The organism is Pseudomonas sp. FSO-7 (genome assembly GCF_059579345.1).
Genome location: NZ_CM184193.1, coordinates 6,366,660 through 6,390,926, shown reverse-complemented (window position 1 = coordinate 6,390,926; position 24,267 = coordinate 6,366,660). Strand labels below are relative to the sequence as shown.

Annotated in this window: 22 protein-coding genes and 2 pseudogenes; 17 read left to right on the top strand and 7 right to left on the bottom strand. The window is 61.5% G+C overall.

Features of this window, described 5'->3' with window-relative positions; genetic code table 11:
• Nucleotides 1–134: 134 nt before the first annotated feature.
• Nucleotides 135–380 (top strand): DUF1127 domain-containing protein, encoded by a 246-nt coding sequence (locus tag AC515T_RS28190; RefSeq protein ID WP_053126531.1) that lies wholly within the window; start codon nt 135–137, stop codon nt 378–380.
• 140 nt (nt 381–520) lie between these two features.
• On the opposite strand, the gene AC515T_RS28185 is transcribed toward AC515T_RS28190, so the two are convergent.
• Nucleotides 521–1,834: an NAD(P)/FAD-dependent oxidoreductase gene (locus tag AC515T_RS28185; RefSeq protein ID WP_496530817.1), complete on the bottom strand. Its 1,314-nt coding sequence runs from the start codon at nt 1,832–1,834 to the stop codon at nt 521–523.
• Nucleotides 1,835–1,979: 145 nt separating this feature from the next.
• On the opposite strand from AC515T_RS28185, the gene AC515T_RS28180 reads away from it, so the two are divergent.
• On the top strand, nt 1,980–2,333 hold the full coding sequence (locus AC515T_RS28180) for a YkgJ family cysteine cluster protein (RefSeq protein WP_003206850.1): 354 nt from the start codon (nt 1,980–1,982) through the stop codon (nt 2,331–2,333).
• Nucleotides 2,334–2,486: 153 nt separating this feature from the next.
• On the opposite strand, the gene AC515T_RS28175 is transcribed toward AC515T_RS28180, so the two are convergent.
• A complete protein-coding gene (locus AC515T_RS28175; protein ID WP_003206849.1) occupies nt 2,487–2,975 on the bottom strand; it encodes an Lrp/AsnC ligand binding domain-containing protein in 489 nt (162 codons plus the stop codon).
• 156 nt (nt 2,976–3,131) lie between these two features.
• On the opposite strand from AC515T_RS28175, the gene dadA reads away from it, so the two are divergent.
• The 6 genes from dadA (at nt 3,132) to AC515T_RS28145 (ending at nt 9,275) form a co-directional block, all read left to right on the top strand.
• Nucleotides 3,132–4,436: a D-amino acid dehydrogenase gene (gene dadA, locus AC515T_RS28170; RefSeq protein WP_496530816.1), complete on the top strand. Its 1,305-nt coding sequence runs from the start codon at nt 3,132–3,134 to the stop codon at nt 4,434–4,436.
• Nucleotides 4,408–4,761: a RidA family protein gene (locus AC515T_RS28165; protein WP_496530815.1), complete on the top strand. Its 354-nt coding sequence runs from the start codon at nt 4,408–4,410 to the stop codon at nt 4,759–4,761. Before dadA ends, AC515T_RS28165 begins: the two co-directional genes overlap by 29 nt.
• A 96-nt stretch (nt 4,762–4,857) precedes the next feature.
• Nucleotides 4,858–5,931, top strand: a complete 1,074-nt coding sequence (gene alr / locus AC515T_RS28160; RefSeq protein WP_496530814.1) for an alanine racemase — start codon at nt 4,858–4,860, stop codon at nt 5,929–5,931.
• A 128-nt stretch (nt 5,932–6,059) separates the two neighbouring features.
• Entirely contained in the window at nt 6,060–6,608 is a 549-nt protein-coding gene (locus tag AC515T_RS28155) for a cupin domain-containing protein (RefSeq protein ID WP_003206841.1), read from the top strand.
• 183 nt (nt 6,609–6,791) lie between these two features.
• Entirely contained in the window at nt 6,792–7,205 is a 414-nt protein-coding gene (locus tag AC515T_RS28150) for a c-type cytochrome (protein ID WP_072406052.1), read from the top strand.
• 135 nt (nt 7,206–7,340) lie between these two features.
• Nucleotides 7,341–9,275, top strand: a complete 1,935-nt coding sequence (locus tag AC515T_RS28145; RefSeq protein ID WP_496530813.1) for an acetyl-CoA hydrolase/transferase C-terminal domain-containing protein — start codon at nt 7,341–7,343, stop codon at nt 9,273–9,275.
• 107 nt (nt 9,276–9,382) lie between these two features.
• Here AC515T_RS28145 and AC515T_RS28140 read toward each other — a convergent pair whose 3' ends face one another.
• The gene (locus AC515T_RS28140) at nt 9,383–9,955 is read right to left on the bottom strand and encodes a xanthine phosphoribosyltransferase (protein WP_122567547.1); all 573 of its coding nucleotides are present in this window, start codon (nt 9,953–9,955) and stop codon (nt 9,383–9,385) included.
• 55 nt (nt 9,956–10,010) lie between these two features.
• Nucleotides 10,011–12,020 carry a DNA helicase Rep gene (rep, locus tag AC515T_RS28135; RefSeq protein WP_496530812.1) on the bottom strand — a complete coding sequence of 670 codons (2,010 nt, stop codon included), beginning with the start codon at nt 12,018–12,020 and terminating at the stop codon, nt 10,011–10,013.
• Between the two features lie 272 nt (nt 12,021–12,292).
• Here rep and AC515T_RS28130 point away from each other — a divergent pair, with 272 nt between their 5' ends.
• Complete coding sequence (locus AC515T_RS28130; RefSeq protein ID WP_496530811.1) at nt 12,293–13,963, top strand: putative bifunctional diguanylate cyclase/phosphodiesterase; 1,671 nt, start codon at nt 12,293–12,295, stop codon at nt 13,961–13,963.
• 107 nt (nt 13,964–14,070) lie between these two features.
• On the opposite strand, the pseudogene AC515T_RS28125 reads toward AC515T_RS28130, so the two are convergent.
• Nucleotides 14,071–14,295 (bottom strand): annotated as a pseudogene (locus AC515T_RS28125) (NorM family multidrug efflux MATE transporter); the annotation flags it as partial.
• A 1-nt stretch (nt 14,296) separates the two neighbouring features.
• On the opposite strand from AC515T_RS28125, the pseudogene AC515T_RS28120 reads away from it, so the two are divergent.
• From AC515T_RS28120 to AC515T_RS28110, 3 genes and pseudogenes are all read left to right on the top strand, one after another.
• Nucleotides 14,297–14,665 (top strand): annotated as a pseudogene (locus AC515T_RS28120) (LysR substrate-binding domain-containing protein); the annotation flags it as partial.
• Between the two features lie 186 nt (nt 14,666–14,851).
• Nucleotides 14,852–16,828, top strand: coding sequence for a methyl-accepting chemotaxis protein (locus tag AC515T_RS28115; protein ID WP_496530810.1), 1,977 nt, complete (start codon nt 14,852–14,854; stop codon nt 16,826–16,828).
• A 436-nt stretch (nt 16,829–17,264) separates the two neighbouring features.
• Nucleotides 17,265–18,479: an aldose 1-epimerase family protein gene (locus tag AC515T_RS28110; protein WP_496530809.1), complete on the top strand. Its 1,215-nt coding sequence runs from the start codon at nt 17,265–17,267 to the stop codon at nt 18,477–18,479.
• Between the two features lie 6 nt (nt 18,480–18,485).
• On the opposite strand, the gene AC515T_RS28105 is transcribed toward AC515T_RS28110, so the two are convergent.
• Nucleotides 18,486–19,979, bottom strand: coding sequence for a YifB family Mg chelatase-like AAA ATPase (locus AC515T_RS28105; RefSeq protein ID WP_496530808.1), 1,494 nt, complete (start codon nt 19,977–19,979; stop codon nt 18,486–18,488).
• Between the two features lie 215 nt (nt 19,980–20,194).
• Between AC515T_RS28105 and AC515T_RS28100 the strand changes: the two genes are divergently transcribed.
• Nucleotides 20,195–20,719: a hypothetical protein gene (locus AC515T_RS28100; RefSeq protein ID WP_496530807.1), complete on the top strand. Its 525-nt coding sequence runs from the start codon at nt 20,195–20,197 to the stop codon at nt 20,717–20,719.
• On the top strand, nt 20,674–21,126 hold the full coding sequence (locus AC515T_RS28095; RefSeq protein ID WP_496530806.1) for a sensor histidine kinase: 453 nt from the start codon (nt 20,674–20,676) through the stop codon (nt 21,124–21,126). The genes AC515T_RS28100 and AC515T_RS28095 overlap by 46 nt, the downstream gene beginning before the upstream one ends.
• A gap of 36 nt (nt 21,127–21,162) precedes the next feature.
• Here the strand turns inward: AC515T_RS28095 and AC515T_RS28090 are convergent, their stop codons facing one another.
• Nucleotides 21,163–21,423 (bottom strand): accessory factor UbiK family protein, encoded by a 261-nt coding sequence (locus AC515T_RS28090; RefSeq protein ID WP_496530805.1) that lies wholly within the window; start codon nt 21,421–21,423, stop codon nt 21,163–21,165.
• Between the two features lie 416 nt (nt 21,424–21,839).
• On the opposite strand from AC515T_RS28090, the gene glnK reads away from it, so the two are divergent.
• The 3 genes from glnK to AC515T_RS28075 all read left to right on the top strand — a co-directional run bounded on the left by glnK (nt 21,840) and on the right by AC515T_RS28075 (nt 24,184).
• Entirely contained in the window at nt 21,840–22,178 is a 339-nt protein-coding gene (gene glnK / locus AC515T_RS28085) for a P-II family nitrogen regulator (protein ID WP_002555808.1), read from the top strand.
• A 33-nt stretch (nt 22,179–22,211) separates the two neighbouring features.
• Nucleotides 22,212–23,546 carry an ammonium transporter gene (locus AC515T_RS28080; RefSeq protein WP_496530804.1) on the top strand — a complete coding sequence of 445 codons (1,335 nt, stop codon included), beginning with the start codon at nt 22,212–22,214 and terminating at the stop codon, nt 23,544–23,546.
• A 212-nt stretch (nt 23,547–23,758) separates the two neighbouring features.
• Nucleotides 23,759–24,184: a secondary thiamine-phosphate synthase enzyme YjbQ gene (locus tag AC515T_RS28075; RefSeq protein WP_053127118.1), complete on the top strand. Its 426-nt coding sequence runs from the start codon at nt 23,759–23,761 to the stop codon at nt 24,182–24,184.
• Nucleotides 24,185–24,267 lie beyond the last annotated feature (83 nt).

Sequence of the window (24,267 nt, the reverse complement as noted above, 5' to 3'; positions counted from 1 at the left end):
TTGGAAAATGACAATTCAGTGGTGGAAATACCGAATCTGTATGCTTATAAAATAAATAGGTTGAATCTGTATCGCTTTTGGCCGTCCGCGCATCATGAAACCTCTGGCTACCCAAGTAAACAGGAGCGATCAAAATGAACGGCTTGAGCGATGTGCGGCTGACGTTACACAGTCAGGAACTGGCGGCAGGGCAGGAGAAGGGGCTGCGCAGCGCGACATTGCGCAATGCGCCGTCCGGCCTGAGCCGCTGGGCCCTGTTCTGGCATCGTCTGCATACACGCAAGGCCTTGTTGGAACTTACACCCGAACAGTTGCGTGACGTCGGGCTGAGTCGGGAGCAGGCGCGGGAGGAGGGGTTGAAACCGTTCTGGCGGCTTTGAAGCGCGCGTAGGACCTTGTGGCAAGGCAATCTACCTGACACTCCCCGGTGTCAGGTTTTAGGGCCGCTTCGCGCCCCAGCGGGGATAAATCCCCTCGCCACACTGATAAGTGTCTGGTTCCACTGCTGGGTATTCAGGGGTTAAACCAACTCTTTCAACCGATGCCACAACATCCCCAGCGCCAACAGCGGTGAGCGCAAATGCTTGCCACCCGGGAACGTCATATGTGGCACCTGGGCGAACAGGTCGAAACCGCTGCTCTGCTGCCCGCTGATGGCTTCGGCCAACAATTTGCCGGCCAGGTGCGTGGCATTCACCCCGTGGCCGGAATAGGCTTGGGCGTAATACACATTGAGCTGGTCCTTGAGCCGGCCGATCTGCGGCAAACGGTTGGCGCCGATGCCAATCATCCCCCCCCATTGATAATCGATGTTCACATCCGCCAGTTGCGGGAACACCTTGAGCATTTTCGGGCGCATGTAGGCGCCAATGTCCTGCGGGTCGCGGCCGGAATAGTGACAGGCCCCGCCAAACAGCAAGCGGCGATCCGCCGAAAGCCGGTAGTAATCCAGTGCCACCCGTTGGTCGCAGACGGCCATGTTCTGCGGCAACAGCGCCTGTGCCTGGGCCTGGCTCAAGGGTTCGGTGGCGATGATGTAACTGCCAGCCGGCAGGACTTTGCCGCCGAGTTGCGCATTGAGCCCATTGAGGTAGGCGTTGCAGCCCAATACCAGCGTCTTGGCGCGGACTGAGCCGTGATGGGTGTGCACTTTCACCTCGGGGCCGTAGTCGATGCGTGTGACCGCCGATTGTTCGAACAGTCGGACCCCCAGTTGCTGCGCAGCGGCGGCTTCGCCCAGGGCCAGATTCAATGGATGCAAATGACCCGAGCCCATGTCGATCAGTCCGCCGACGTAGCGATCCGAACCCACGACGCTGTGCATTTCGTCAGCTTGCAGCAGTCGGGTCGGGTGGCGATAACCCAGGCTGCGCAATTCTTCGGCGTCTTCGGCGAAGCCTTCCAAGTCGCTGGGTTTGTTGGCGAGGTCGCAGTAGCCCCAGGTGAGATCACACGGGATCTGAAAACGCTCGACGCGCTGTCGGACGATTTCCACGGCCTCAAGACCCATGAGTTTCATCTGGCGCACGCCATCGGTGCCGATGATCGGCGCGAACTGGTCGAGGCCATGACCGACGCCACGGATCAATTGCCCGCCGTTGCGCCCGCTGGCGCCCCAGCCGATCCGGTGCGCTTCCAGCAGCACCACGCTCATGCCGCGTTCGGCCAGTTCGATCGCCGTGTTCAACCCGGAGAACCCGCCGCCGACGACGCAGACATCCGCCCGCAACTCACCCTGCAGCAGCGGATGGTCCGGTTGCGGCAGGCTGCTGGCGGCGTAGTAAGAGGCGGCGTGCGCGTGGTTCGGGACAGGTTGCTGAACACGGGCGTTCATGTGCGTAATCCTGATTTTTGTGTTTGAGAAATTTTACGGAGCATAAGCCGGGGATTCCTTCCTGGGCAACACCGGTCGGTTGGCGCTGTCTGGCACGCGGCCTTTAAGGCAGAATCCCGGTTTGTCCCTCTCGGTAGCTGTCTCGATGAGCTGCAACAGTCAAAAAATCCGCACCCTACGCCAGCAGATTCCCTCGTTCGAGTGTGTGCCGGGCTGTCATGACTGCTGCGGTCCGGTCACCACCTCGCCCGAGGAAATGGCCCGCTTGCCCCGCAAGACCCGCGCCGAACAGGACGCGGCCATGGAAGCCTTGGACTGCGTGCACCTGGGGCCCAACGGTTGCACCGTCTACGACGAGCGACCGTTGATCTGCCGGCTGTTCGGCACCACGGCGACCTTGCCGTGTCCCAATGGCCGGCGGCCGGTGGAGCTGATTCATCCGCGGGTCGAGAAGCAGATTCATGAGTACATGGCCAGTACTCGGCAGGTGTTGGTCTAGCAGGCAGCGATACCGAGTCGCGGCCTTCGCGAGCAAGCTCGCTCCCACAAATGGATCTTCATTGCTCACAAGAAGGTATTCACTGCCGCGCGATGTGGGAGCGAGCTTGCTCGCGAAAGCGGCCGTCCAGACCACCATTGCCTTGAGCCAGGCTCAATCCGGAATCGGCAGATTCAAGCTCTCCTTCACTTCTTCCATCACGATGTAGCTCTTGGATTCGCGCACGTGGGGCAGCTTGAGCAGGATGTCCCCCAGCAGCTTGCGGTACGACGCCATCTCGGAAATCCGCGCCTTCACCAGATAGTCGAAATCCCCTGACACCAAGTGACATTCCAGCACGTGGGGCAATTTCAGCACGGCGCGTCGGAACTCTTCGAAGGTGTCGCCGGATTTGTAGTCGAGGCTGATCTCGACAAACACCAGCAGGCTGCCCTTCAAGTGCTGCGGATTGAGCCGGGCGTTGTAGCCCATGATGATGCCCTCGCGTTCCAGGCGTCGGACCCGCTCGGTACAGGGCGTGGTGGAGAGGCCGACCTTTTCCCCCAGTTCGGTGAAGGAGATCCGTCCGTCCGCCTGGAGGATCCGCAGGATATTGCGGTCGATCTTGTCCAGCTCGCGTTTGGTCTGGGTGTTGGTACGCACAGGTGATGCGCCTCCATGAAAAGGGGTTTTGCCGAGAATTCTCGCCAAATATAGGTGTTTATATAGTGAAAAGCACTGGCTGATCTTTTTTACACTGCGCCCATCAAAGCTATGTACAACAAACGTCAGCGGTTCATCCGCGATGAGGGCATCAACATGCGCGTTCTGGTCTTGGGTAGCGGCGTCATCGGTACCGTCAGTGCTTATTACCTGGCTCGTGCCGGGTTTGAAGTGGTGGTGGTCGACCGTCAGCCAGCGCCTGCCATGGAAACCAGTTTCGCCAACGCCGGCCAGGTGTCGCCGGGTTATGCCTCACCGTGGGCCGCGCCGGGCGTGCCGCTCAAGGCCATCAAGTGGCTGTTGCAACGCCATGCGCCACTGGCGATCAAGGCCACGGCCGACATTGACCAATACCTGTGGATGGCGCAGATGCTGCGCAACTGCACTGCCAGCCGCTATGCCATCAACAAGGAACGCATGGTGCGCCTATCCGAGTACAGCCGTGACTGCCTCGACGAGCTGCGCGCCGAAACCGGCATTGCCTATGAGGGTCGTAGCCTCGGGACAACCCAGCTGTTCCGCACCCAGGCCCAGCTCGATGGCGCGGCAAAAGACATTGCCGTGCTGAAAGAATCCGGCGTACCGTTCGAAGTGCTCGACCGCGAAGGCATCGCGCGCGTCGAGCCGGCCTTGGCCAATGTCACCGACATCCTGGCCGGTGCCTTGCGCCTGCCTAACGACCAGACCGGCGACTGTCAGATGTTTACCACGCGCCTGGCGGAAATAGCGGTGAAGCTGGGTGTGCAATTCCGCTTCGGCCAGGACATCCAGCGCCTGGACTTTGCCGGTGATCGCATCAACGGTGTCTGGATCGACGGCAAGCTGGAAACCGCCGACCGCTATGTGCTCGCCCTGGGCAGCTACTCGCCGCAATTGCTCAAGCCCCTCGGGATCCGTGCACCGGTGTATCCGCTCAAGGGTTACTCCCTGACCGTGCCGATCACCAACCCGGCGATGGCCCCGACCTCGACCATTCTCGACGAAACCTACAAGGTCGCGATCACCCGTTTCGACAATCGCATTCGGGTGGGCGGCATGGCGGAAATCGCCGGTTTTGACCTGTCCCTGAATCCTCGTCGGCGCGAAACCCTGGAGATGATCGTCAACGACCTTTATCCTCAGGGCGGCGATCTGGCCCAGGCCAGCTTCTGGACCGGCTTGCGCCCGACCACCCCGGACGGCACGCCCATCGTCGGTGGCACGCCCTTCAAGAATCTGTTCCTGAACACCGGCCACGGTACCCTCGGATGGACCATGGCCTGTGGTTCCGGTCGCCTGCTGGCCGATCTGATGGCGAAGAAAAAGCCGCAGATCAGCGCCGAAGGCCTTGATATTTCCCGTTATGGCAGCAAACCCCAGGAGTCTGCAAAACATGTCAATCCAGCGCCAGCTCACCAATGACCGCATGAGCCAGGTTGTCGTGCACAACGGCACCGTTTACCTGGCCGGGCAGGTCGGCGACGACATGAACGCCGGTATTGAACAGCAGACCCGCGAATGCCTGGCCAATATCGAGCGTTTGCTGGAGTTGTCGGGGACCGACAAGACGCGGCTGTTATCGGTGACGATCTACCTGAAGGACATCGAGGCCCACTTCGAAGGCATGAACGCCGTCTGGGACAATTGGTTGCCCAAAGGCGTCGCCCCGGCCCGGGCCACGGTGGAAGCCAAGCTGTGTGAGCCGCAGATTCTGGTGGAGCTGTCCGTCGTGGCTGCGCGGCCTTAATACCGGCCCAAACGATCCCTCTCCCGGCGCTGTGGGTGGTCCACCCTGCCAGCCCGCGCCGGTTTTTTATTCATGACCGCCTAGAAGCCTGCCGCCATGCGTCCTGCCCGTGCCCTGATCGATCTCCAAGCCCTGCGTCACAACTACCAATTGGCCCGCGAAGTCACGGGGGCCAAGGCCCTTGCGGTGATCAAGGCCGACGCCTACGGGCACGGCGCGGTGCGTTGTGCCGAGGCGCTGCAGGACACGGCGGACGGGGTCGCCGTGGCCTGCATCGAAGAAGCCCTGGAACTGCGGGCCGGTGGGATCCGTGGGCCGATACTGCTGTTGGAGGGGTTTTTCGAAGCCGATGAACTGCCGTTAATTGTCGAGCATGATTTCTGGTGCGTGGTGCATTCGTTGTGGCAGCTCGAAGCGATTGAAAAAGCCGCGCTGAGCCAGCCGATCACGGTCTGGCTCAAGCTCGACTCCGGCATGCACCGGGTCGGCCTGCATCCGGCGGATTACCAGGGGGCCTACCGTCGCCTGCTCGCCAGCGGCAAAGTGGCGAAGATTGTCTTGATGAGCCACTTCGCCCGTGCCGATGAACTGCACGATCCCAGCAGCACCGAGCAACTGGCGGTCTTCGACAAAGCCCGCCAGGGCCTGGTGGCGCAGATCAGCCTGCGCAACTCGCCGGCGGTGCTGGGCTGGCCGCAGATACCCAGTGACTGGGTGCGCCCGGGCATCATGCTCTACGGGGCTACGCCCTTTGACGAGCCCAATGCCGTCGCCTCGCGCCTGCAACCGGTGATGACGCTGGAGTCGAAGATCATCAGCGTGCGCGAATTGCCTGCCGGCGAACCGGTGGGCTATGGCGCCCGCTTCGTCACTACGCAACCGACTCGGGTTGGCGTGGTTGCCATGGGTTATGCCGACGGCTACCCGCGCCAGGCGCCCACCGGTACTCCGGTGCTGGTGGAGGGGCAACGCAGCCAGTTGGTCGGGCGGGTGTCGATGGACATGCTGGCTGTCGACTTGACCCATGTCCCCCAGGCCGGGCTCGGCTCGACCGTGGAGTTGTGGGGCAAGAACATCCTCGCCAGTGATGTCGCCAAGGCCGCCGACATGATTCCCTATCAGATTTTCTGCAACCTGCGGCGAGTGCCACGGCTCTATTCCGGGGGCTGAGGCGAAGCGCCAGCTACCGAAAGTCGCTTCACCGCACAGGATTCGGGTCAAAGTGTTGTAAATACTGAACGCTGTCGCCATGATAACGCTCACTTTCCTCACAACCTGATTCCCTGGAGGCTCCAGCATTGGACGTCGGTGAACGACTGCAATCCATTCGTAAACTCAAAGGCCTTTCCCAGCGTGAACTCGCCAAGCGTGCGGGCGTCACCAACAGCACTATTTCGATGATCGAGAAGAACAGCGTCAGCCCCTCGATCAGCTCGCTGCGTAAGGTCCTTGGCGGGATTCCCATGTCCATGGTCGAGTTTTTCTCCGAAGAGATCCTTCAGGAAAAACCGACCCAGATCGTCTACAAAGCCAACGAACTGATCGACATCTCCGATGGTGCCGTGACCATGAAGCTGGTGGGCCGGGCACACCCGAGCCGGGCGATTGCCTTCCTCAACGAAATCTATCCACCGGGTGCCGATACCGGTGAAGAGATGCTCACTCATGAGGGCGAGGAAACCGGGATCCTGGTGGAGGGGCGGTTGGAACTGGTGGTCGGCGTCGAAACCTTCGTGCTCGAAGCCGGCGACAGCTACTATTTCGAAAGCACCAAGCCCCACCGTTTCCGTAATCCGTTCGACGTGCCGGCGCGACTGATCAGCGCAGCCACGCCGGCCAATTTCTAGACCAAGAGGCGCCAGGCCCGCGTGGCAAAGGCGCCCGCTCGTTGGGCTGTCATGCCAAACAAGACCCTTGCGACTTTGGGGTTGTTTCAGAGTGACAGGCTTACCGCTATACTTGCGCCCGCCTGCAAACCGTGGCCGCAGGCGTGACTAGCCACCATTGAGGGTGTACGCGTGAACCTAATTATGAAAATGCTGGCTGCACCAGCAACCGTATTGGCCCTATGGGCTGCGACCGCTCAAGCGGCGCCCAACGACGAAATCGCCAAGCGCCTTGAACCCGTCGGCCAGGTCTGCGTCCAGGGCAAGGAATGCAAGGGTATGGAGGTCGTGGCCTCGGCTGGCGGCGCTGGCGGCGCCAAGGCGCCGAAAGACGTGATTGCAAAACATTGCAATGCTTGCCACGGTACTGGTTTGCTGGGCGCGCCGAAAATCGGTGACAAGGCTGCCTGGAAAGAGCGCGCCGATCACCAGGGCGGCCTTGACGGCATCTTGGCCAAGGCCATCACCGGCGTTAACGCCATGCCGCCAAAAGGCACCTGCGCCGACTGCTCGGATGACGACCTCAAGGGCGCCATCAAAGAGATGTCTGGCCTGTAATACGCCGGCATCCTTCATAAAAAAGCCGCTCACGAGCGGCTTTTTTACGCCTGGGGTTTTTCGGGACTGTTCATCGCAACCAAGACCCGGCAAGCTCGGTCCAACCCACATTCATGGAATGTCCTGGAGGGTCCGATGGTGCAGTTGTGTTCAATCGAACAGGCGGTGGATGACGTGATCGAGCGCCTGCCCGCGCATATTCATCTCGGCATGCCCCTGGGGCTGGGCAAACCCAACCTGTTCGCCAACGCGCTGTACCGGCGCATCGCACAACTGCCCGAGCGGCAGCTGACGATCTACACCGCCCTGAGCCTGGGCCGGCCTAACCTGGGCGATGGTTTGCAGAAGCGCTTCCTCGAACCCTTTATCGAACGGGTCTTCGGTGATTACCTCGAGCTGGATTACCTGGCCGACCTGCACCAGGACAACCTGCCGGCCAACGTACGTGTCGAGCAGTTCTTCATGCAGCCCGGCAGCCTGCTGCACAGTGCTTCGGCCCAGCAGAACTACGTCAGCAGCAACTACAGCCACGCGGCCCGGGACATCAACGCCGCCGGCTTGAACCTGGTGGCGCAGTTGGTGGCGAGCGACCCGGAGCACCCGGATCGCCTGAGTCTGAGCTGCAACCCGGATATCACCCTCGACCTGCTGCCGATGATCGCCAAGCGCCGAGCGGCCGGAGAGACCATTCTTCTGGTCGGCCAGGTGCACAACGACTTGCCCTACATGCCGGGCGACGCCGAAGTCGGCATCGACGCTTTCGACCTGTTGATCGACGAGAAGGACAGCCACACGTTGTTTTCCACGCCGAACATGCCGGTGGGCTTCCAGGACCATCTGATCGGCCTGCACGCCAGTACCCTGGTGCGCGACGGCGGAACGTTGCAGATTGGCATCGGCTCCATGGGCGATGCATTGACGGCGGCGCTGTTGGCGCGCCAGGCCGATAACGCCGGTTACCAGGCGTTGCTGACGGACCTGAACCTTAGCCAGTGGGCGCAACTGATCGAGCGCGAGGGCGGGGTCGAGCCATTTGCCAAAGGGTTGTACGGTTGCAGTGAAATGTTCGTCAACGGTTTGCTGGTGCTGGCCGAAGCCGGGATCATCCGGCGCAAGGTCTACCCCGACGAGCCAACCCAGGAACGGGCCAACGCCGGGACCCTCGACGAGGCGGCGCAACCCGACGGCATCTGCATACACGGCGGATTCTTCCTCGGCCCGCGCAGTTTTTACGAGCGCCTGCGGGAGTTGCCGCAGAGTCGTCTGCGCGAATTCAACATGACGCGCATCAGTTACATCAACGAGCTGTACGGCCAGGAGCCACTCAAGCGCCTGCAGCGCCTCGATGCCCGTTTCATCAACACCGTCTTCACCATGACCCTGATGGGGGCCGGGGTGGCCGATCAGTTGGAAGACGGGCGGGTGCTCAGCGGCGTGGGCGGGCAGTACAACTTCGTTGCCCAGGGCCATGCGCTGGAAGGCGGGCGCTCGATCCTGCTGCTGCGCAGTTGGCGTGAGGCCGGGGGCGAGATCAGCTCGAATATTGTCTGGGAGTACGGCCACTGCACGATTCCCCGGCATCTGCGCGATATCGTGGTGACCGAATACGGCATCGCCGACCTGCGCGGCAAGACCGACGCGGCGGTGATCGAGGCGTTGCTGAACATCAGCGACTCACGCTTCCAGCCCGGGCTGATCGAGCAGGCGCAAAAGGCCGGCAAATTGCCGAAGGATTTCCGTCTCGATCCGCGGTTCGCCGACAACACTTCCGAACGCTTGCAGGCTCTCCAGGCACGGCATTCGAATCTGTTTCCGGAGTACCCGCTGGGTTGTGATTTCGACGCGGTAGAGCGGGATCTGTTGCGGGCGCTGAACTGGCTCAAGAGCAAGTTCAAGCTCACCGAGATCCTGGAGTTGGGCAAGGCGGCGCTGGATGCGCCGGAGCCATGGGAATTTGCCGGGCATCTGGAGCGGATGCAACTGACCAGTCCTGAAGGACTGAAAGAAGAGGTGGCCCAGCGGTTGTTGCTCGCCGGTCTCAAGACCACTGCGCAACAACAACCAACCTGAAGCCCCTGTGGGAGCGAGCTTGCTCGCGATAGCGATCTGTCAGACACATTTTTTGTAACAGATGCACCGCTATCGCGAGCAAGCTCGCTCCCACAGAGGGTACTGGGTCAGTCGATGAAGGTGACGACGCCGTCCGCCAGCGACTTCACCCGAGCCAACGACTCGACGCGATAACCCTGGGCATCCAGTTCCGCGCGGCCACCCTGGAACGACTTCTCGATCACGATCCCCAGCCCTGCGACGGTGGCGCCGGCCTGCTTGATGATGGAAATCAGCGCTTGGGAGGCTTTGCCGTTGGCCAGGAAGTCATCGATGATCAGCACCCGGTCGCTGCTGGTCAGGTGACGCGGGCTGATAGCGACGGTGCTTTCGGTTTTCTTGGTGAACGAATACACAGTGGCCGACAGCAGGTTCTCCGTCAGGGTCAGGGACTGCTGCTTGCGGGCGAAGATCACCGGCACGCCAAGGTTCAGCCCGGTCATGATTGCCGGAGCGATGCCCGAGGCTTCGATGGTGACGATCTTGGTGATGCCCGAATCCTTGAACAGCGCGGCGAATTCGTCGCCGATCAGCTTCATCAATTGCGGGTCGATCTGGTGGTTCAGGAAAGCGTCGACTTTCAGGACCTGATCGGAAAGCACGATGCCTTGTTCACGAATTTTCTGGTGCAGGGCTTCCATGAAGCCTCCTCTGATGACGCGTCAGCGCCTGAAGTCGGTAAAAAAGTAATCAATTCTAGCGTTTTAACATCGCACGTATATCCGCCAGGGCACTGTTGCCACGAACGACTTTGACTTCCGTCGGCGTGTCGTCGTTGCCTTCCCAGGCCAGGTCGTCCGGTGGCAGTTCATCGAGAAAGCGGCTGGGGGCGCAGTCGATCACTTCGCCATACTGCTTGCGCTTGGCGGCGAAGGTGAAGGCCAGCGTCTGGCGTGCCCGGGTAATGCCGACGTAGGCCAGGCGCCGTTCTTCCTCGATGGTGTCGGCCTCGATGCTGGAGCGGTGCGGCAGGATTTCTTCTTCCATGCCCATGATGAACACGTAGGGAAACTCCAGGCCCTTGGACGCGTGCAGCGTCATCATCTGCACGCCTTCGGCGCCTTCTTCCTCTTCCTGCTGGCGCTCGAGCATATCCCGCAGCACGAGTTTGCCGATGGCGTCCTCGACCGTCATGTCGCCGTCTTCGTCTTTTTCCAGGGTGTTCTTCAACGCTTCGATCAGGAACCAGACGTTGCCCATGCGGTAGTCGGCAGCCTTGTCGCTGGAGCTATTGGTGCGCAACCAGTTCTCGTAATCGATGTCCATCACCATGCTGCGCAGCGCTGAAATCGGATCTTCCCCGGCGCACTGTTCGCGAACCTTGTCCATAAAGCGCTTGAAGCGCGCCAGGCGATCGGTGAAACGGCTGTCCAGATGCTCACCCAGGCCGATTTCATCGGTGGCGGCGTACATCGAGATCTTGCGCTCGGTGGCGTAGTTGCCGAGTTTTTCCAGGGTGGTCGACCCGATTTCCCGGCGCGGCACATTGATCACCCGCAGGAAGGCGTTGTCGTCGTCCGGGTTCACGATCAAGCGGAAGTAGGCCATCAGGTCCTTCACTTCCTGGCGCCCGAAGAAGCTGTTGCCCCCCGACAGGCGATAGGGGATCTGGTGATGCTGCAATTTCAGCTCGATCAGCTTGGCCTGGTAGTTGCCGCGGTACAGGATCGCAAAATCGCTGTACGGCCGGTCGGTGCGCAGGTGCAGGCTGAGGATTTCCATGGCCACGCGCTCGGCTTCGGCGTCTTCGTTGCGGCAGCGGATCACACGGATCTCGTCGCCGTGGCCCATCTCGCTCCACAGTTGTTTTTCGAACTCGTGGGGGTTGTTGGAAATCAGCACGTTGGCGCAGCGCAGGATGCGGCTGGTGGAGCGGTAGTTCTGCTCCAGCATCACCACTTTGAGCGACGGGTAGTCGTCCTTGAGCAACATCAGGTTTTCCGGCCGCGCGCCGCGCCAGGCATAGATCGACTGGTCGTCGTCGCCCACCACGGTGAACTGGTTGCGTTTGCCGATCAGCAGCTTCACCAGCAAATACTGGCTGGCGTTGGTGTCCTGGTATTCATCCACCAGCAGGTAGCGGACCTTGTTCTGCCATTTTTCGAGAATGTCGGCGTGGTCCTGGAACAGCTTGACCGGCAGCAGGATCAGGTCGTCGAAGTCCACCGCGTTGAACGCCTTGAGGGTGCGTTGGTAGTGGGTGTAGACAATGGCGGCGGTCTGCTCCTTGGGATTGCGGGCGTTTTCCAGGGCCTCGGGTGGCAGGATCAGGTCGTTTTTCCAGGCGCCGATCATGTTCTTGATCTCATCCACGCCGTCGTCGCCCGAGTATTCCTTCTGCATGATGTCGGTCATCAGGGCCTTGACGTCGGTCTCGTCGAAAATCGAGAAGCCCGGTTTGTAGCCCAGCCGCGCATGCTCCTTGCGGATGATGTTCAGGCCCAGGTTATGGAAGGTACACACCGTCAGGCCGCGGCCTTCGCCGGCGCGCAACAGGCCGCCGACCCGCTCTTTCATTTCCCGGGCGGCCTTGTTGGTGAAGGTCATGGCGACGATGTACTGGGCGCGGATGCCACAATTCTGGATCAGGTGCGCGATCTTGCGGGTGATTACGCTGGTCTTGCCGGAGCCTGCACCGGCGAGCACCAAAAGAGGGCCGCCGACATAGTTCACGGCTTCTTGCTGCCGGGGATTGAGTCGGGACATGACAGAGTCAGGGAGTCGTTTGCGAAATGGGCCGGCATTTTAACAGGCTCAGAGAATTGTGCTGCTCTGTCCGACTTGTGACGCACACGGGATTGTCATTTGCCGCTTCTGTCACTTTCACGCAGGATGTGGAGCCTATGGGGTCTTGCGTAGCATTTCGAGCTGAAAAAACCGCCGAAAGCACGTGTTTGAGAACCATTGGCATTGGTCATTGCCCATCGGCAGGTCATAATGCCCGGCGCCTACCACCTTGCAGAGTCTAGGGAGTCAGCTTGTCAACGCCTGTCGAACCCTTGCGTTTGCTGTTATTGGCCCATGAGCCAGAGTGGTCAGCAATTTTGCGCGAGTGCCTGGTGCCCTTGGGGCCCTCGGTCGTGTTGATCAGCGCCCCGAACTGGGAGTCAGTCAGCAGCCTGTTCGAAGACAATCGCAACGCGGTGTTGTTGACCGTTGCGGCGTTGCAACCGGCGCCGGGCCGTTGCAGCCTGCCGACCATCCTGCTGCTTGAGCACGAGCCGGCGGCTGCCCCCGACGGCGTCAGTGACTGGCTGGTGCGCGACGTGCTCGACAGTGCGACCCTGCGTCGTTGCCTGCGCCATGTGCGCGAGCGCGGCGTGCTGGAAAACACCTTGCAGCGCCTCGCCGAACAGGACCCGTTGACGGGCATTGCCAATCGCCAGGGCTTTCAGACCTTGCTGGCGGCGCGCCTGGCGGAAAACGATGGCCGTGGCCTGGCGCTCGGTCACCTGGACCTGGACAACTTTCGCCACGCCAACGACGCCCTCGGCCACCAGGCCGGCGACCGCCTGATCTTGCAAGTGGTGTCGCGGCTCAAGGGTTCGCTCGAAGCTGGCGATCAATTGGCGCGGCTGGGCAGTGATGAATTCGCCTTGCTGATCGACACCCGTCGCGCACCGCAGCGGGCCGAGTGGATGGCCGAGCGGATTACCGAAGCTTTGGCCGAACCCTATTGGGTGGACGGCGAAAGCCTGCTGATCGGCTGCAGCCTGGGTGTTGCCCATGCGCGCGCCCAGGCTGGCGCCGATCCGCTGATGTGGCATGCCCACATCGCCATGCAGCAGGCCAAGAGTACCCAGGGCTGCACCTTTCATATCTTCAACGAGCGCATCAATCGCAATGCCCGCAGCCTTGCCGACCTGGAAAGCGAACTGCGCCGGGCACTGCGCCGCGACGAGCTGGAACTGCATTACCAACCGCGTCTGGACCTCGATGGCGGTCACATCGTCGGCCTCGAAGCCCTGGTGCGCTGGCGTCACGGCGAACGCGGCTTGCTGCCACCGAGTGAGTTCGTGCCGCTGGCCGAACAGAGCGGCCTGATCGTGCCGCTGGGCTACTGGGTGATTTCCCGGGCGCTACGGGACATGCAGGCCCTGCGCGAGCGGGGACTGGCGCCGTTGCACATGGCGGTCAACCTGTCGTTCCGGCAGTTCCAGGACAGCCAGTTGCTGCCGACCTTGAGCCGGCTGATTGCCGAGCGGGGGGTCGAGGCGCAATGGCTGGAGTTCGAACTCACCGAAACCGCCGTCATGCGCCGCAGCGAACTGGTCAAGCAGACCATGGATGCCCTGGGCCGCCTGGGGGTGCGCTTCTCCCTGGACGACTTCGGCACCGGGTTCTCCTCGTTCGTGCACCTCAACAGCCTGCCAATCGCCTTGCTCAAGATCGACAAGAGCTTCGTCGGCGGCATGGAGCAGCGCGAAGAGAACCGCAAACTGGTGCACGCCATGATCAACCTGGCCCACAACCTCAACCTGGAGGTGGTGGCCGAAGGTGTGGAAACCCGGGAACAACTGGACCTGCTACGCGGTTTCGGTTGCGACCAGGTGCAGGGCTTCCTGATCAGCAAGCCGTTGCCGTTGCTGGAGTTGGTGGAGTACCTGACATTTGACGGCGATCAGCAGTCCATACTGGAAATGAGCTGACCCAAAACCCTGTGGGAGCGAGCTTGCTCGCGATAGTGGTGTGTCAGTCAAAGTCGATGTGACAGGCCTATCGCCATCGCGAGCAAGCTCGCTCCCGCAAGGGAAGCTCATTCAGTCTGAACGACCTCGAAACCCTGTTGCCCGGGTTCACGCCTGATCATCCGCTTCATCTTCCATTCAAACGCCAAGGTCAAGCTCACGGCCGCGCAGGCCAGCCCAAGGGCCAGGCCCCACCAGACACCGGTCGGTCCCCAGTTCAGGTGGAACGCCATCCACCACGCCGACGGCGCGCCGATCAGCCAATAGCAACCCAGGCCCACCAGGAAGGTGGCGCGTTTGGCCAGTGCTGAACTGCTGCACCCGACGCCGGATCGCCGGGACTGGCGCAACTGGCTGCAACGCATGGGCCTGTCCGACAAGGTCTCGCTCAAGGGGGGACAGGTATTCGATACCCTGGAGTTGGGCATGATCGCGGCGGCACGTGGCTATGGGGTCTCCATGGGTGACCTCCTGATGGTGGCCGAGGACGTTGCCCAAGGGCGCCTGAGCCTGCCCTGGCCGACGGCTGTCGCCAGCGGTGAACACTATTACCTGGTCTGGCCGAAAACCCGGCCGGGAGGTGAACGTTTGCGCCGGCTCAGCGACTTTCTCCAGGGCGAGGTCAAGGCCATGCAATTGCCCGATGTACAGCGCCTGGGCTGAAACGTTGAAGTTGGCGTGCTAGCCACTTGACATTAATCCGTCCAAACCGCTCAAGTATTTGGCTTTGCCGCCGAATCCGTGAAGATGGAACCCTCGTTCAGAAAGGGTCTACTTACACCTCACCCGAATAAAATGCCGAGCGTGCGACGTGATCAGGATGATCCGGTCTCTCGGCCAGGAGCCGTCATGTCTCAACCCCGCGCCCGGATCGCCTCACAGCTAGGCCTTGCCCTCGCCGTGATACTGGCGATCGTGATCTCCGGCAGTACCGTCTTCGCCTTGCGTTCGCTGGACACTGCCAACCTTGCCACCCGTGAAGAACACTTGGCCAGCGAAGCGCGTCTGATGGCCGACCAGCTCAATACCTTCCACAGCACCCTGCGCGAGAGCACCCAGCGGTTGGCCGGTCTGTTCGAAAAGCGCTTCAGCGCGGGCCTGAGCGTGCATCCGGACCAGCCGGTGACGGTGGCGGGCGTACAAACCCCAGGCTTGAACCTGGGCAGCGAAGTGTTGAACAACAACTTCAAGGAAGTGGACGACTTCAAAGCGATGACCGCCGGGGTGGCCACGGTATTCGTGCGCAGCGGCGACGATTTCATCCGCGTCAGTACCTCCGTCAGCAAACAGGACGGTACGCGGGCCATCGGCACCGTGCTCGACCGCGCCGGCCCGGCCTACGGTCCGGTGATCAGTGGGCAGAGCTACATCGGTCGGGCCCTGCTTTTCGGGCGCTTCTACATGTCGCAGTACACGCCCGTACGCGACAGCAGCGGCAAGATCATTGCCGTGTTGTACGTAGGCTTTGACTACACCGATGCGCAGAATGCGCAGTTCGAAAACCTCAAGCGTTTCCGTATCGGCCAGACCGGTTCCCTGGCGCTGCTGGACGAACAAAACAAATGGCTGGTGCCGCCCGCCGGCGTACAGGCGCTGGACAACGCTACCGCGGCCACCACGGCCTTGATCAAAAAGCCGGGCAAGGGCGCGTTCTGGGCCGATACCGCTGAAGACTTCTACAGCGTTGCCGTGCCGTTCGAGGGTGGGCCGTGGGCGGTGGTGGCGAGCATGCCGAAACCCGAGATCCGCGCCGTGACCTGGAGCGTCGGCACGCAACTGGCCATTGGCAGCCTGTTGGCGATGCTGTTGGCGGTCGGTTCGGCAATGTGGTTGTTGCGTAGCAAACTGGCACCGCTGGGTGATCTGGTACGCCAGGCCGAAGCGTTGGGCGCCGGTGACCTGAGCGTGCGCCTGAACGTGTCGAGCCATGACGAAATTGGTCAGTTGGCCCGCGCCTTCAACCAGATGAGCCAGGCCCTGTCGACCATGGTCGAGAACATCCGCAAGGCCTCCCAGGAGGTCAACAGTCGCGCCCAGGCCCTGTCCGGGTTGTCCAGCGGGGCGTACGAAGGCATGGAGCAGCAATCCGGCGAAATCACCAGCATGGCTGGCGCGGTGGAAGAGTTCAGTGCGACTTCCTTGAACATTGCCGACAACATGGGCAACACCGAGCGCCTGGCCCAGGAAAACGCCCAACAAACCCATATTGGTCGGACCTCGATGGACGAAGCGTCGTCGTCTCTGGAACAAATCGCCGGTGCGCTGAACAGCACGGCCACGGTCATCAATACCCTGGGCCAGCGCTCCCAGGAAATCGGCGGCATCGTGGGGGTCATCACCTCGATTGCCGAGCAGACCAACCTGCTGGCCTTGAACGCCGCCATCGAAGCCGCCCGCGCCGGCGAGCAAGGCCGTGGTTTCGCCGTGGTGGCCGATGAAGTTCGCAGCCTGGCGTCCCGTACCCGCCAGGCCACTGATGAAATCTCCAGCATGATCAACAGCATCCAGCAGGAAACCGGCAATGCCATCAGCACGATGAAGCAGGGCAACCTGTTGATGCAGGAAGGCCTGTCGCGCAACGCCAATGTGGCCTCGGCCCTGGCGCGCATTGACGAGCAGAGTCGCTCGGCTGGCCAGCAATTCGCGGCGATCACCACCGCCACCCAGGAGCAAAGCAGCACCGCGACCCTGCTCAGCAGCAACTTGCAGAGCATCGCCATGGCCAACAGCGAACAGCGCCAAGTGGTCTCGAACCTGGCCCTCACCGCCAAGGAGCTGGAAAAACTGGCCCAGGACCTGCGCCAAGAGGTCGATCGGTTCCGCTGAAGCGTCCCGTCACAAGCCTGCTCCCAGAGATTCCCTGTGGGAGCGAGCTTGCTCGCGAAGGCGGCTTTCCAGCTACATCCCTGCCAGCTGACCCACCGCCATCGCGAGCATTCACCCCAGTCCTTTCAGCCCACCGCTGACCTCAAGCCAATCCCTTTCCTGTGGCGAGGGAGCTTGCTCCCGCTGGCCTGCGAAGCAGGCCCCAGCAGAGACTCCATTAGCCGGTTCTGCGGCTGCTGCGCAGCCGAGCGGGAGCAAGCTCCCTCGCCATGGGTTCTGGGTTGTCCGAGCTGACGTCATCGCGAGCAAGCTCGCTCCCACAAAAAGCTGTCGATCGTGTAGTCGTGCCTTTTTAAGGTTATTGCTGTTTTTAAGCTTGCTGAAACGTTTCTTCAAGACTATAAAAACCGCACAACTCCAATAAAAGGTCGCGTCCATGACTCCGCTCAAACTCCTCGTTACCCTTGGCGCCCTGGGCGCTGCCTCCCAGGCGATGGCTTGGGATTACGTCCTGCTGGATACCGATAAAGCCGCCCAACCCTGGCAAATCACCAGCCAGCAACTCGGCGTGAAAACCGACAAGCCCTTTTCCGTGACGATGCGCACCCTGCACGGTGGTCGACAGGAAGGCGTCAGTGTGGTCGACATCGACAACGGCACCCTGAAGCTTTCAGTCGTCCCGACCCGTGGCATGAATGTGCTGCAGGCGTCAGTCGGTGATGTGCGCATGGGTTGGGACTCACCCGTCAAGGAAGTGGTCAACCCGGCGTTCATCGAGCTCAACGGTCGAGGCGGGCTGGGCTGGCTGGAAGGCTTCAACGAGCTGGTCACCCGCTGCGGCTACGAATGGGTGGGCCATCCTGGCATGGACAATGGCGAGCTGCTGACCCTGCATGGTCGCGCTGCCAATATTCCGGCCAACAAAGTCACTTTGCACATCGATGAAAAACCACCCTACGCCATCACCCTGCGGGGCGAGTTGAAGGAGCAGGCGTTCAAGAAGGTCGATTTCTCGGTGCAGACCGAACTGGTCACCGAGCCCGGCAGCGTGACGTTCGCGCTCAACGATACGCTGACCAACAACGGCGATTACCCAAAGGAATACCAAGCGCTCTACCACAGCAATTTCAGCACGCCTTTCCTGGAGCAAGGCGCTCGTTTCGCGGCCCCGGTCAAGCAGGTCTCGCCGTTCAACGACAAGGCCAAGGGCGACTTGCCCGATTGGCAAACCTACCGGGCCCCCACCAAGGATTACGACGAAACCGTCTACAACGTCGTGCCCTATGCCGATGCCAAGGGCGACACCCTCACCGTGCTGCACAACAAGGCCGGCAGCCTCGGTGTGTCGGTAGGCTTCAACACCCACACGCTGCCTGTGTTCTCCCTGTGGAAAAACACCGATACCCAAGGCCAGGGCTACGTGACCGGGCTGGAGCCTGGCACCAGTTTTTCCTACAACCGCCGATACCAGCGCCCCCTGGGTCTGGTGCCTACGATCGGGCCGAAGGAGCACAAGCAATTCCAGATCCACTACAGCCTGTTGGCAGACAAGGGCGCTGTGGATAACGCGCTCAAGCGCATCGATGCGATCCAGAACGGTCAAAAAACCGAGGTTCGGGATACACCGTTGGTCGACCTGAGCAAACCGTAAAGCGGTTCAAGCCGTAGCCGGTCGATACTGCAACGCTTCGGCCAGGTGTTCGCGGCGAATGTTCCCCGCTTGTTCCAGGTCCGCCAGTGTCCGGGCGACCTTGAGCAAGCGGTGGGCGGCGCGCAACGACAGGGTCAGCCGCTCGCAGGCGGTTTCCAGCCAGGTTTCATCGGTTGTGGATAACTTGCAATACCGGCGCAACCCCGGCAGATCGAGAAAGGCGTTGGCGCAGCCTTGGCGCTCGTGCTGGCGTTTCCGGGCTTCGGCTACGCGCGCGGCAACCGTGGCCGTATCGTCCCCGGGGTCGCGCTTGGGGTTCAACGCCGTGGCTTCCCGGGCGACGGTCAGGTGCAGGTCGATACGGTCCAGCAGCGGGCCGGAGAGTTTGTTGCGGTAGCGCTGCACCATGTCCGGTGTACAGGCACAGCGGCCGCTGGGCTCGCCAAGATAGCCACAGGGGCAGGGATTCATCGCCGCGACCAACTGGAAACGCGCGGGGAAGCGCACTCGGTCCCGGGCGCGAGACACCACGATGTGCCCGGACTCCAGCGGTTCTCTCAAGACCTCCAGCACCTTGCGGTCGAACTCCGGCAACTCATCGAGAAACAGCACGCCATGGTGGGCGAGGGTGATCTCCCCCGGCTGCGGTTTTGACCCGCCGCCCACCAGCGCCGGGCCGGAAGCCGAGTGGTGTGGCTGGCGAAACGGGCGTTGCGGCCAGTGGCTCAACGGCACGCAACTGGCCACCGACTGGATGGCCGCGACCTCCAGGGCTTCGCTCTCGGCCAGCGGCGGCAACAGCCCTGGCAAACGGCTCGCCAGCAAGGTCTTGCCGGTGCCGGGTGGCCCGCTGAACAACAGGTTGTGAGCCCCCGCAGCGGCAATCAGCAAGGCCCGCTTGGCCCCGGCCTGGCCTTGTACTTCATTCAGGTCCGGGTAAGGCTTGCTGGCCGAGAGCAGCCCATTGGAAACGAACGGCTCGACCGGCGTGTGACCGTTGAAGTGCGCTACCGCTTCGAGCAGATGATCCACGGCGATCACCTTCAGCCCCGACGCCAGACAAGCTTCCTCGGCATTGGCCCGTGGCACCACCAGCGTGCGCCCGGCCTTGCGCGCCGCCAGCGCCGCAGGCAATACCCCGCGCACCGGTCGCACCGCGCCGGACAACGCCAGTTCACCAAGGCATTCCACGTCGTCCAGCGTCAGGGTCGGCACCTGTACGCTGGCCGACAGGATCCCCAAGGCGATGGCCAGGTCGAAGCGGCCGCCGTCTTTTGGCAGGTCCGCCGGCGCCAGGTTCAGGGTGATGCGCCGCGCCGGAAAATTCAGCCCCGAATTGATGATCGCGCTGCGCACCCGATCCTTGCTTTCCTTTACTGCCGCTTCCGGCAGGCCAACCATCGTCAGCGACGGCAAGCCATTGGCCAGGTGGACTTCAACGGTAACGGCAGGAGCCTCGACCCCGACTTGGGCGCGGCTGTGGACAATGGCGAGCGACATGAATCGTTCCTTGAGTGAAGGGGGCGCCGCGTCCTGCGGCTCTTGAAGGTTAGTCGTGGGGATGAACTTGGGCGCGGCGATTGAGGGGAGAAAATTTGGCAGGATGTTTCGACAGCCAGTGACCACCCGCCCAAGCGAAATGCCCAGGACCGACCTAGACTCCGTTTTGCCCAGTCGGCACTTGGCGGTATCAACGGCACAGGGAGGAAGTGGCCATGAACGATCTGCTGGCTCTGTTAACCGACAAGCGCTTCATGCCCCATGGGCACTGCTACATGTGGCGGCCGGATTTGCTGTGGACCAACGTCATTGCCGATGGCTTGATCACCCTGTCCTACGTCACCATTCCCTTCACGCTCCTGTACTTTATCCACAAGCGCAAGGACGTGCCGTTCGACTGGATGCTGGCGGCCTTTGGCGTGTTTATCCTGGCCTGCGGGACCAGCCACGTGATGGAAATCCTGACCATTTGGCAGCCTTATTATTGGTTGTCGGCGCTGGTCAAGGTGATCACCGCGATTGCCTCGGTGATCACTGCCATCCTGCTGGTCCGGCTGGTGCCGGCGGCCCTGAAGATTCCCAGCCCGCGGCAGTTGGCCAGGGTCAACGACGAGTTGCGCGAGGCACAGGCCGAACTGGTGACCACGGCGCGCCGGGCCGGCATGGCGGAGATCGCCACCAATGTGAGGATGTCGTGCGCATTTGCGATGTATCCCTGGCCCGCCACCACATCACGCTGATCAAGGCGTTCAGTGATGTCCCGCAAATGCCGCTGGACAAGCACCGAGTGCTGCAGATTCTGGTCAATCTGATCAACAACGCCAAGCAGGCGCTGGACGCGGGTACGAACCGACCGCCGCAGATCATCCTGCGCCTGAAGGTCGTTGACGATGGGCGCGTGCGGGTCGAGGTCGAGGACAATGGCGAGGGGATTACGCAGGACAATCTGGCGCGGGTGTTCGAGCACGGCTTCACCACACGTGTCGACGGCCACGGCTTTGGTTTGCACAGCTGCATTCTGGCTGCGCACGAGATGGGTGGCGATCTGACCGCGCAGAGCGCCGGGCCGGGCAGGGGCGCGCTGTTTATCCTGGAGCTGCCGCTGGCACTCACTCCGGAGCAGGCTCAGCGGGCGGCGAATGCCTGAGGGGCCCGCCAGAGCCGGTAACGTGAGCTGGGGGGCTTAATCCTGTGCCGGAGCCAGTCGCGCTTCCAGCTCGGCGACCTTGGCCTCCAGGCTTTCGAGTCGTGCCCGGGTCCGGGCCAGCACGACCATCTGGCTGTCGAATTCTTCACGGCTGACCAGGTCCAGCTTGCTGAAGCCGCTTTGCAGCAGGGCCTTGAACTGGCTTTCGATTTCGCTTTTGGGCAGCGGCGTGTCGCCACTCAAAATACGGGAGGCGTGGCCGCTCAGGGCGTCGAGGAGGTCTTTGGGCGCAAGCATGTGCAGGTGTCCTGGAAACGATGGCGGGCAGTGTACCACGCAGTGTCTATAGTCAATTGGCGAGCCAGGGATGCACGCTTTTCGCGCATGGGCCTGGGCGGTGCTGCACTGTTGTTGTGCGTATCGCTGCGGTTCGTGGTGCGGGTGCACGTCGAGCCGGTGGCCAAGGGGCTGAAATCAGAGGGTTTGGGTGCAGATGGCAAGGTTTCTGCTTAGAGCCTGATGACCCATGCACTGATGCAGTCGCTGTGACGAATGCAGTGCAGCAGGCGGAACGGGGAGTTTCGTCAGGATCGGTTAACTGGCACCTGTCGGGCAACTTGGGCCGACGACGCGTTACAAAGCCAGGCACTGCGCTTAGACTTGAGTCGGGTTTGTTTTCCTGGGGCAAGTCCACCAATTCGGGAGAAAGTTTCATGAAGCTAGTCACTGCCATCATCAAGCCGTTCAAGTTGGACGACGTGCGCGAGTCGCTGTCCGAGATCGGCGTGCAGGGCATTACCGTTACTGAGGTCAAAGGCTTCGGTCGGCAGAAGGGTCACACCGAGCTGTATCGCGGCGCGGAATACGTGGTCGACTTCCTGCCCAAGGTGAAGATCGATGTCGCCATTGACGACAAGGATCTTGACCGGGTGATCGAGGCAATCACCAAGGCCGCCAACACCGGCAAGATCGGTGACGGGAAGATCTTTGTGGTCAATCTGGAACAGGCTATCCGCATCCGTACCGGCGAAACCGATACCGACGCTATCTAAGCCGCCAAACCCAACGCCCCAGGAGAAAACAATATGACTCTGCGTAAATTCGCAGGGCTAGGAGCCCTGTTGTCCTTCGCAATGCCTGGCCTGGCCATGGCAGAAGAAGTGGCAGCCCCCGTCCTGAACTCCGGCGACACCGCCTGGATGCTCACGGCCACGATTCTTGTACTGTTCATGACCATTCCCGGCCTGGCACTGTTCTACGGTGGCATGGTCCGCTCGAAAAACATTCTTTCCGTGATGATGCAGTGCTTTGCCATTACCGGTCTGATCAGCATCCTGTGGGTCATCTATGGCTACAGCATCGCGTTCGACACCACCGGCATGGAGCAGGGTGTCGTCAACTTCAACTCCTTCATTGGCGGTTTCGGCAAAGCCTTCCTGGCGGGTGTCACACCAGCCAGCCTGACCGGCCCGGCGGCGCTGTTCCCTGAAGCGGTGTTCATCACCTTCCAGATGACGTTCGCCATCATCACCCCAGCCCTGATCGTCGGTGCATTTGCCGAGCGGATGAAGTTCTCCGCCATGCTGATCTTCATGGGCGTGTGGTTCACCCTGGTGTATGCACCGATTGCGCACATGGTCTGGTCCGGCAACGGCGGCCTGATGTGGGACTGGGGCGTGCTGGACTTCGCCGGGGGCACCGTAGTGCACATCAACGCCGGTATCGCCGGCCTGGTGGCGTGCCTGGTACTGGGCAAGCGCAAAGGCTTCCCGACCACGCCAATGGCGCCGCATAACCTGGGTTACACCCTGATGGGCGCGGCCATGCTGTGGGTCGGCTGGTTCGGCTTCAACGCCGGTTCCGCGGTCGCTGCCAACGGCACTGCCGGCATGGCGATGCTGGTGACCCAGATCGCGACCGCTGCGGCGGCGCTGGGCTGGATGTTTGCCGAGTGGATCACCCACGGCAAGCCAAGCGCGCTGGGCATTGCTTCGGGCGTGGTGGCCGGCCTGGTTGCAATCACCCCGGCTGCCGGCACCGTGGGCCCGATGGGCGCCCTGGTCATCGGCCTGGCGGCGGGCGTGGTGTGCTTCTTCTGCGCCACCACCCTCAAGCGCAAGCTCGGTTATGACGACTCCCTGGACGCCTTCGGCGTGCATGGCATCGGCGGTATCCTCGGCGCGATCCTGACCGGTGTGTTCGCCGCACCAGCCCTGGGTGGCTTCGGCACCGTGACCGATATCGGCGCGCAAGTGTGGATTCAATTCAAGGGCGTAGGTTTCACGGTGGTCTACACCGCGATCGTCACCTTCATCATCCTCAAGGTCCTGGACGCCGTCATGGGTCTGCGTGTCACCGAGGAAGAAGAAGCTGTCGGCCTGGACCTGGCCCAGCACAACGAGCGTGGCTACAACCTGTAAGCACGCACAATAAAAAATGCCCGGTTCGCCGGGCATTTTTTTGTCTGGAATTTGTCATTGCTCAGAAGGTGCGGAGGTTTTTCCGACGCCTTTTGTTGTGGATGCGACATGGGTTTTTATACCGCCAAAGGCTTACATCGAAGCAAGAATATTAGGGCCTTTGTTTTTTCCCAGAGCGCGCTAGAATGCGCGCCGAACGTGCGGAGATCTGTATGTGGCAACAGACGCTGATAACCCTGCGGGCAAGGTCCCGGGGCTTTCATCTGGTGACGGACGAGTTGCTGGCCGGCCTGCCTGAACTCCAGGCGTGTCGAGTCGGTCTGTTGCATCTGTGGCTGCAGCATACCTCGGCCTCGTTGACCATCAACGAGAACGCCGATCCGGCGGTACGTCGAGACTTCGAACGATTTTTCAATCGGCTGATCCCACAAGGAACCGCCGGCTATGAGCACAACGACGAAGGCTTGGACGACCTCCCGGCGCACTTCAAGGCCAGTGTGCTCGGTTGCCAGCTCAGCCTGCCGGTGACGGCGGGACGGCTGGCATTGGGAACCTGGCAAGGTGTTTATCTGGGCGAGCACCGTGATCACGGCGGTGCTCGTAAAGTCCTCGCCACCTTGTACGGTGAAGGGGCATAACCGCTGATTGCCAGCGGATGTTGAATTTTTTCTGGCAGCCTTCGAACAGATGGCGAAGCTGGGCTATAACTAATCTGCTTTTC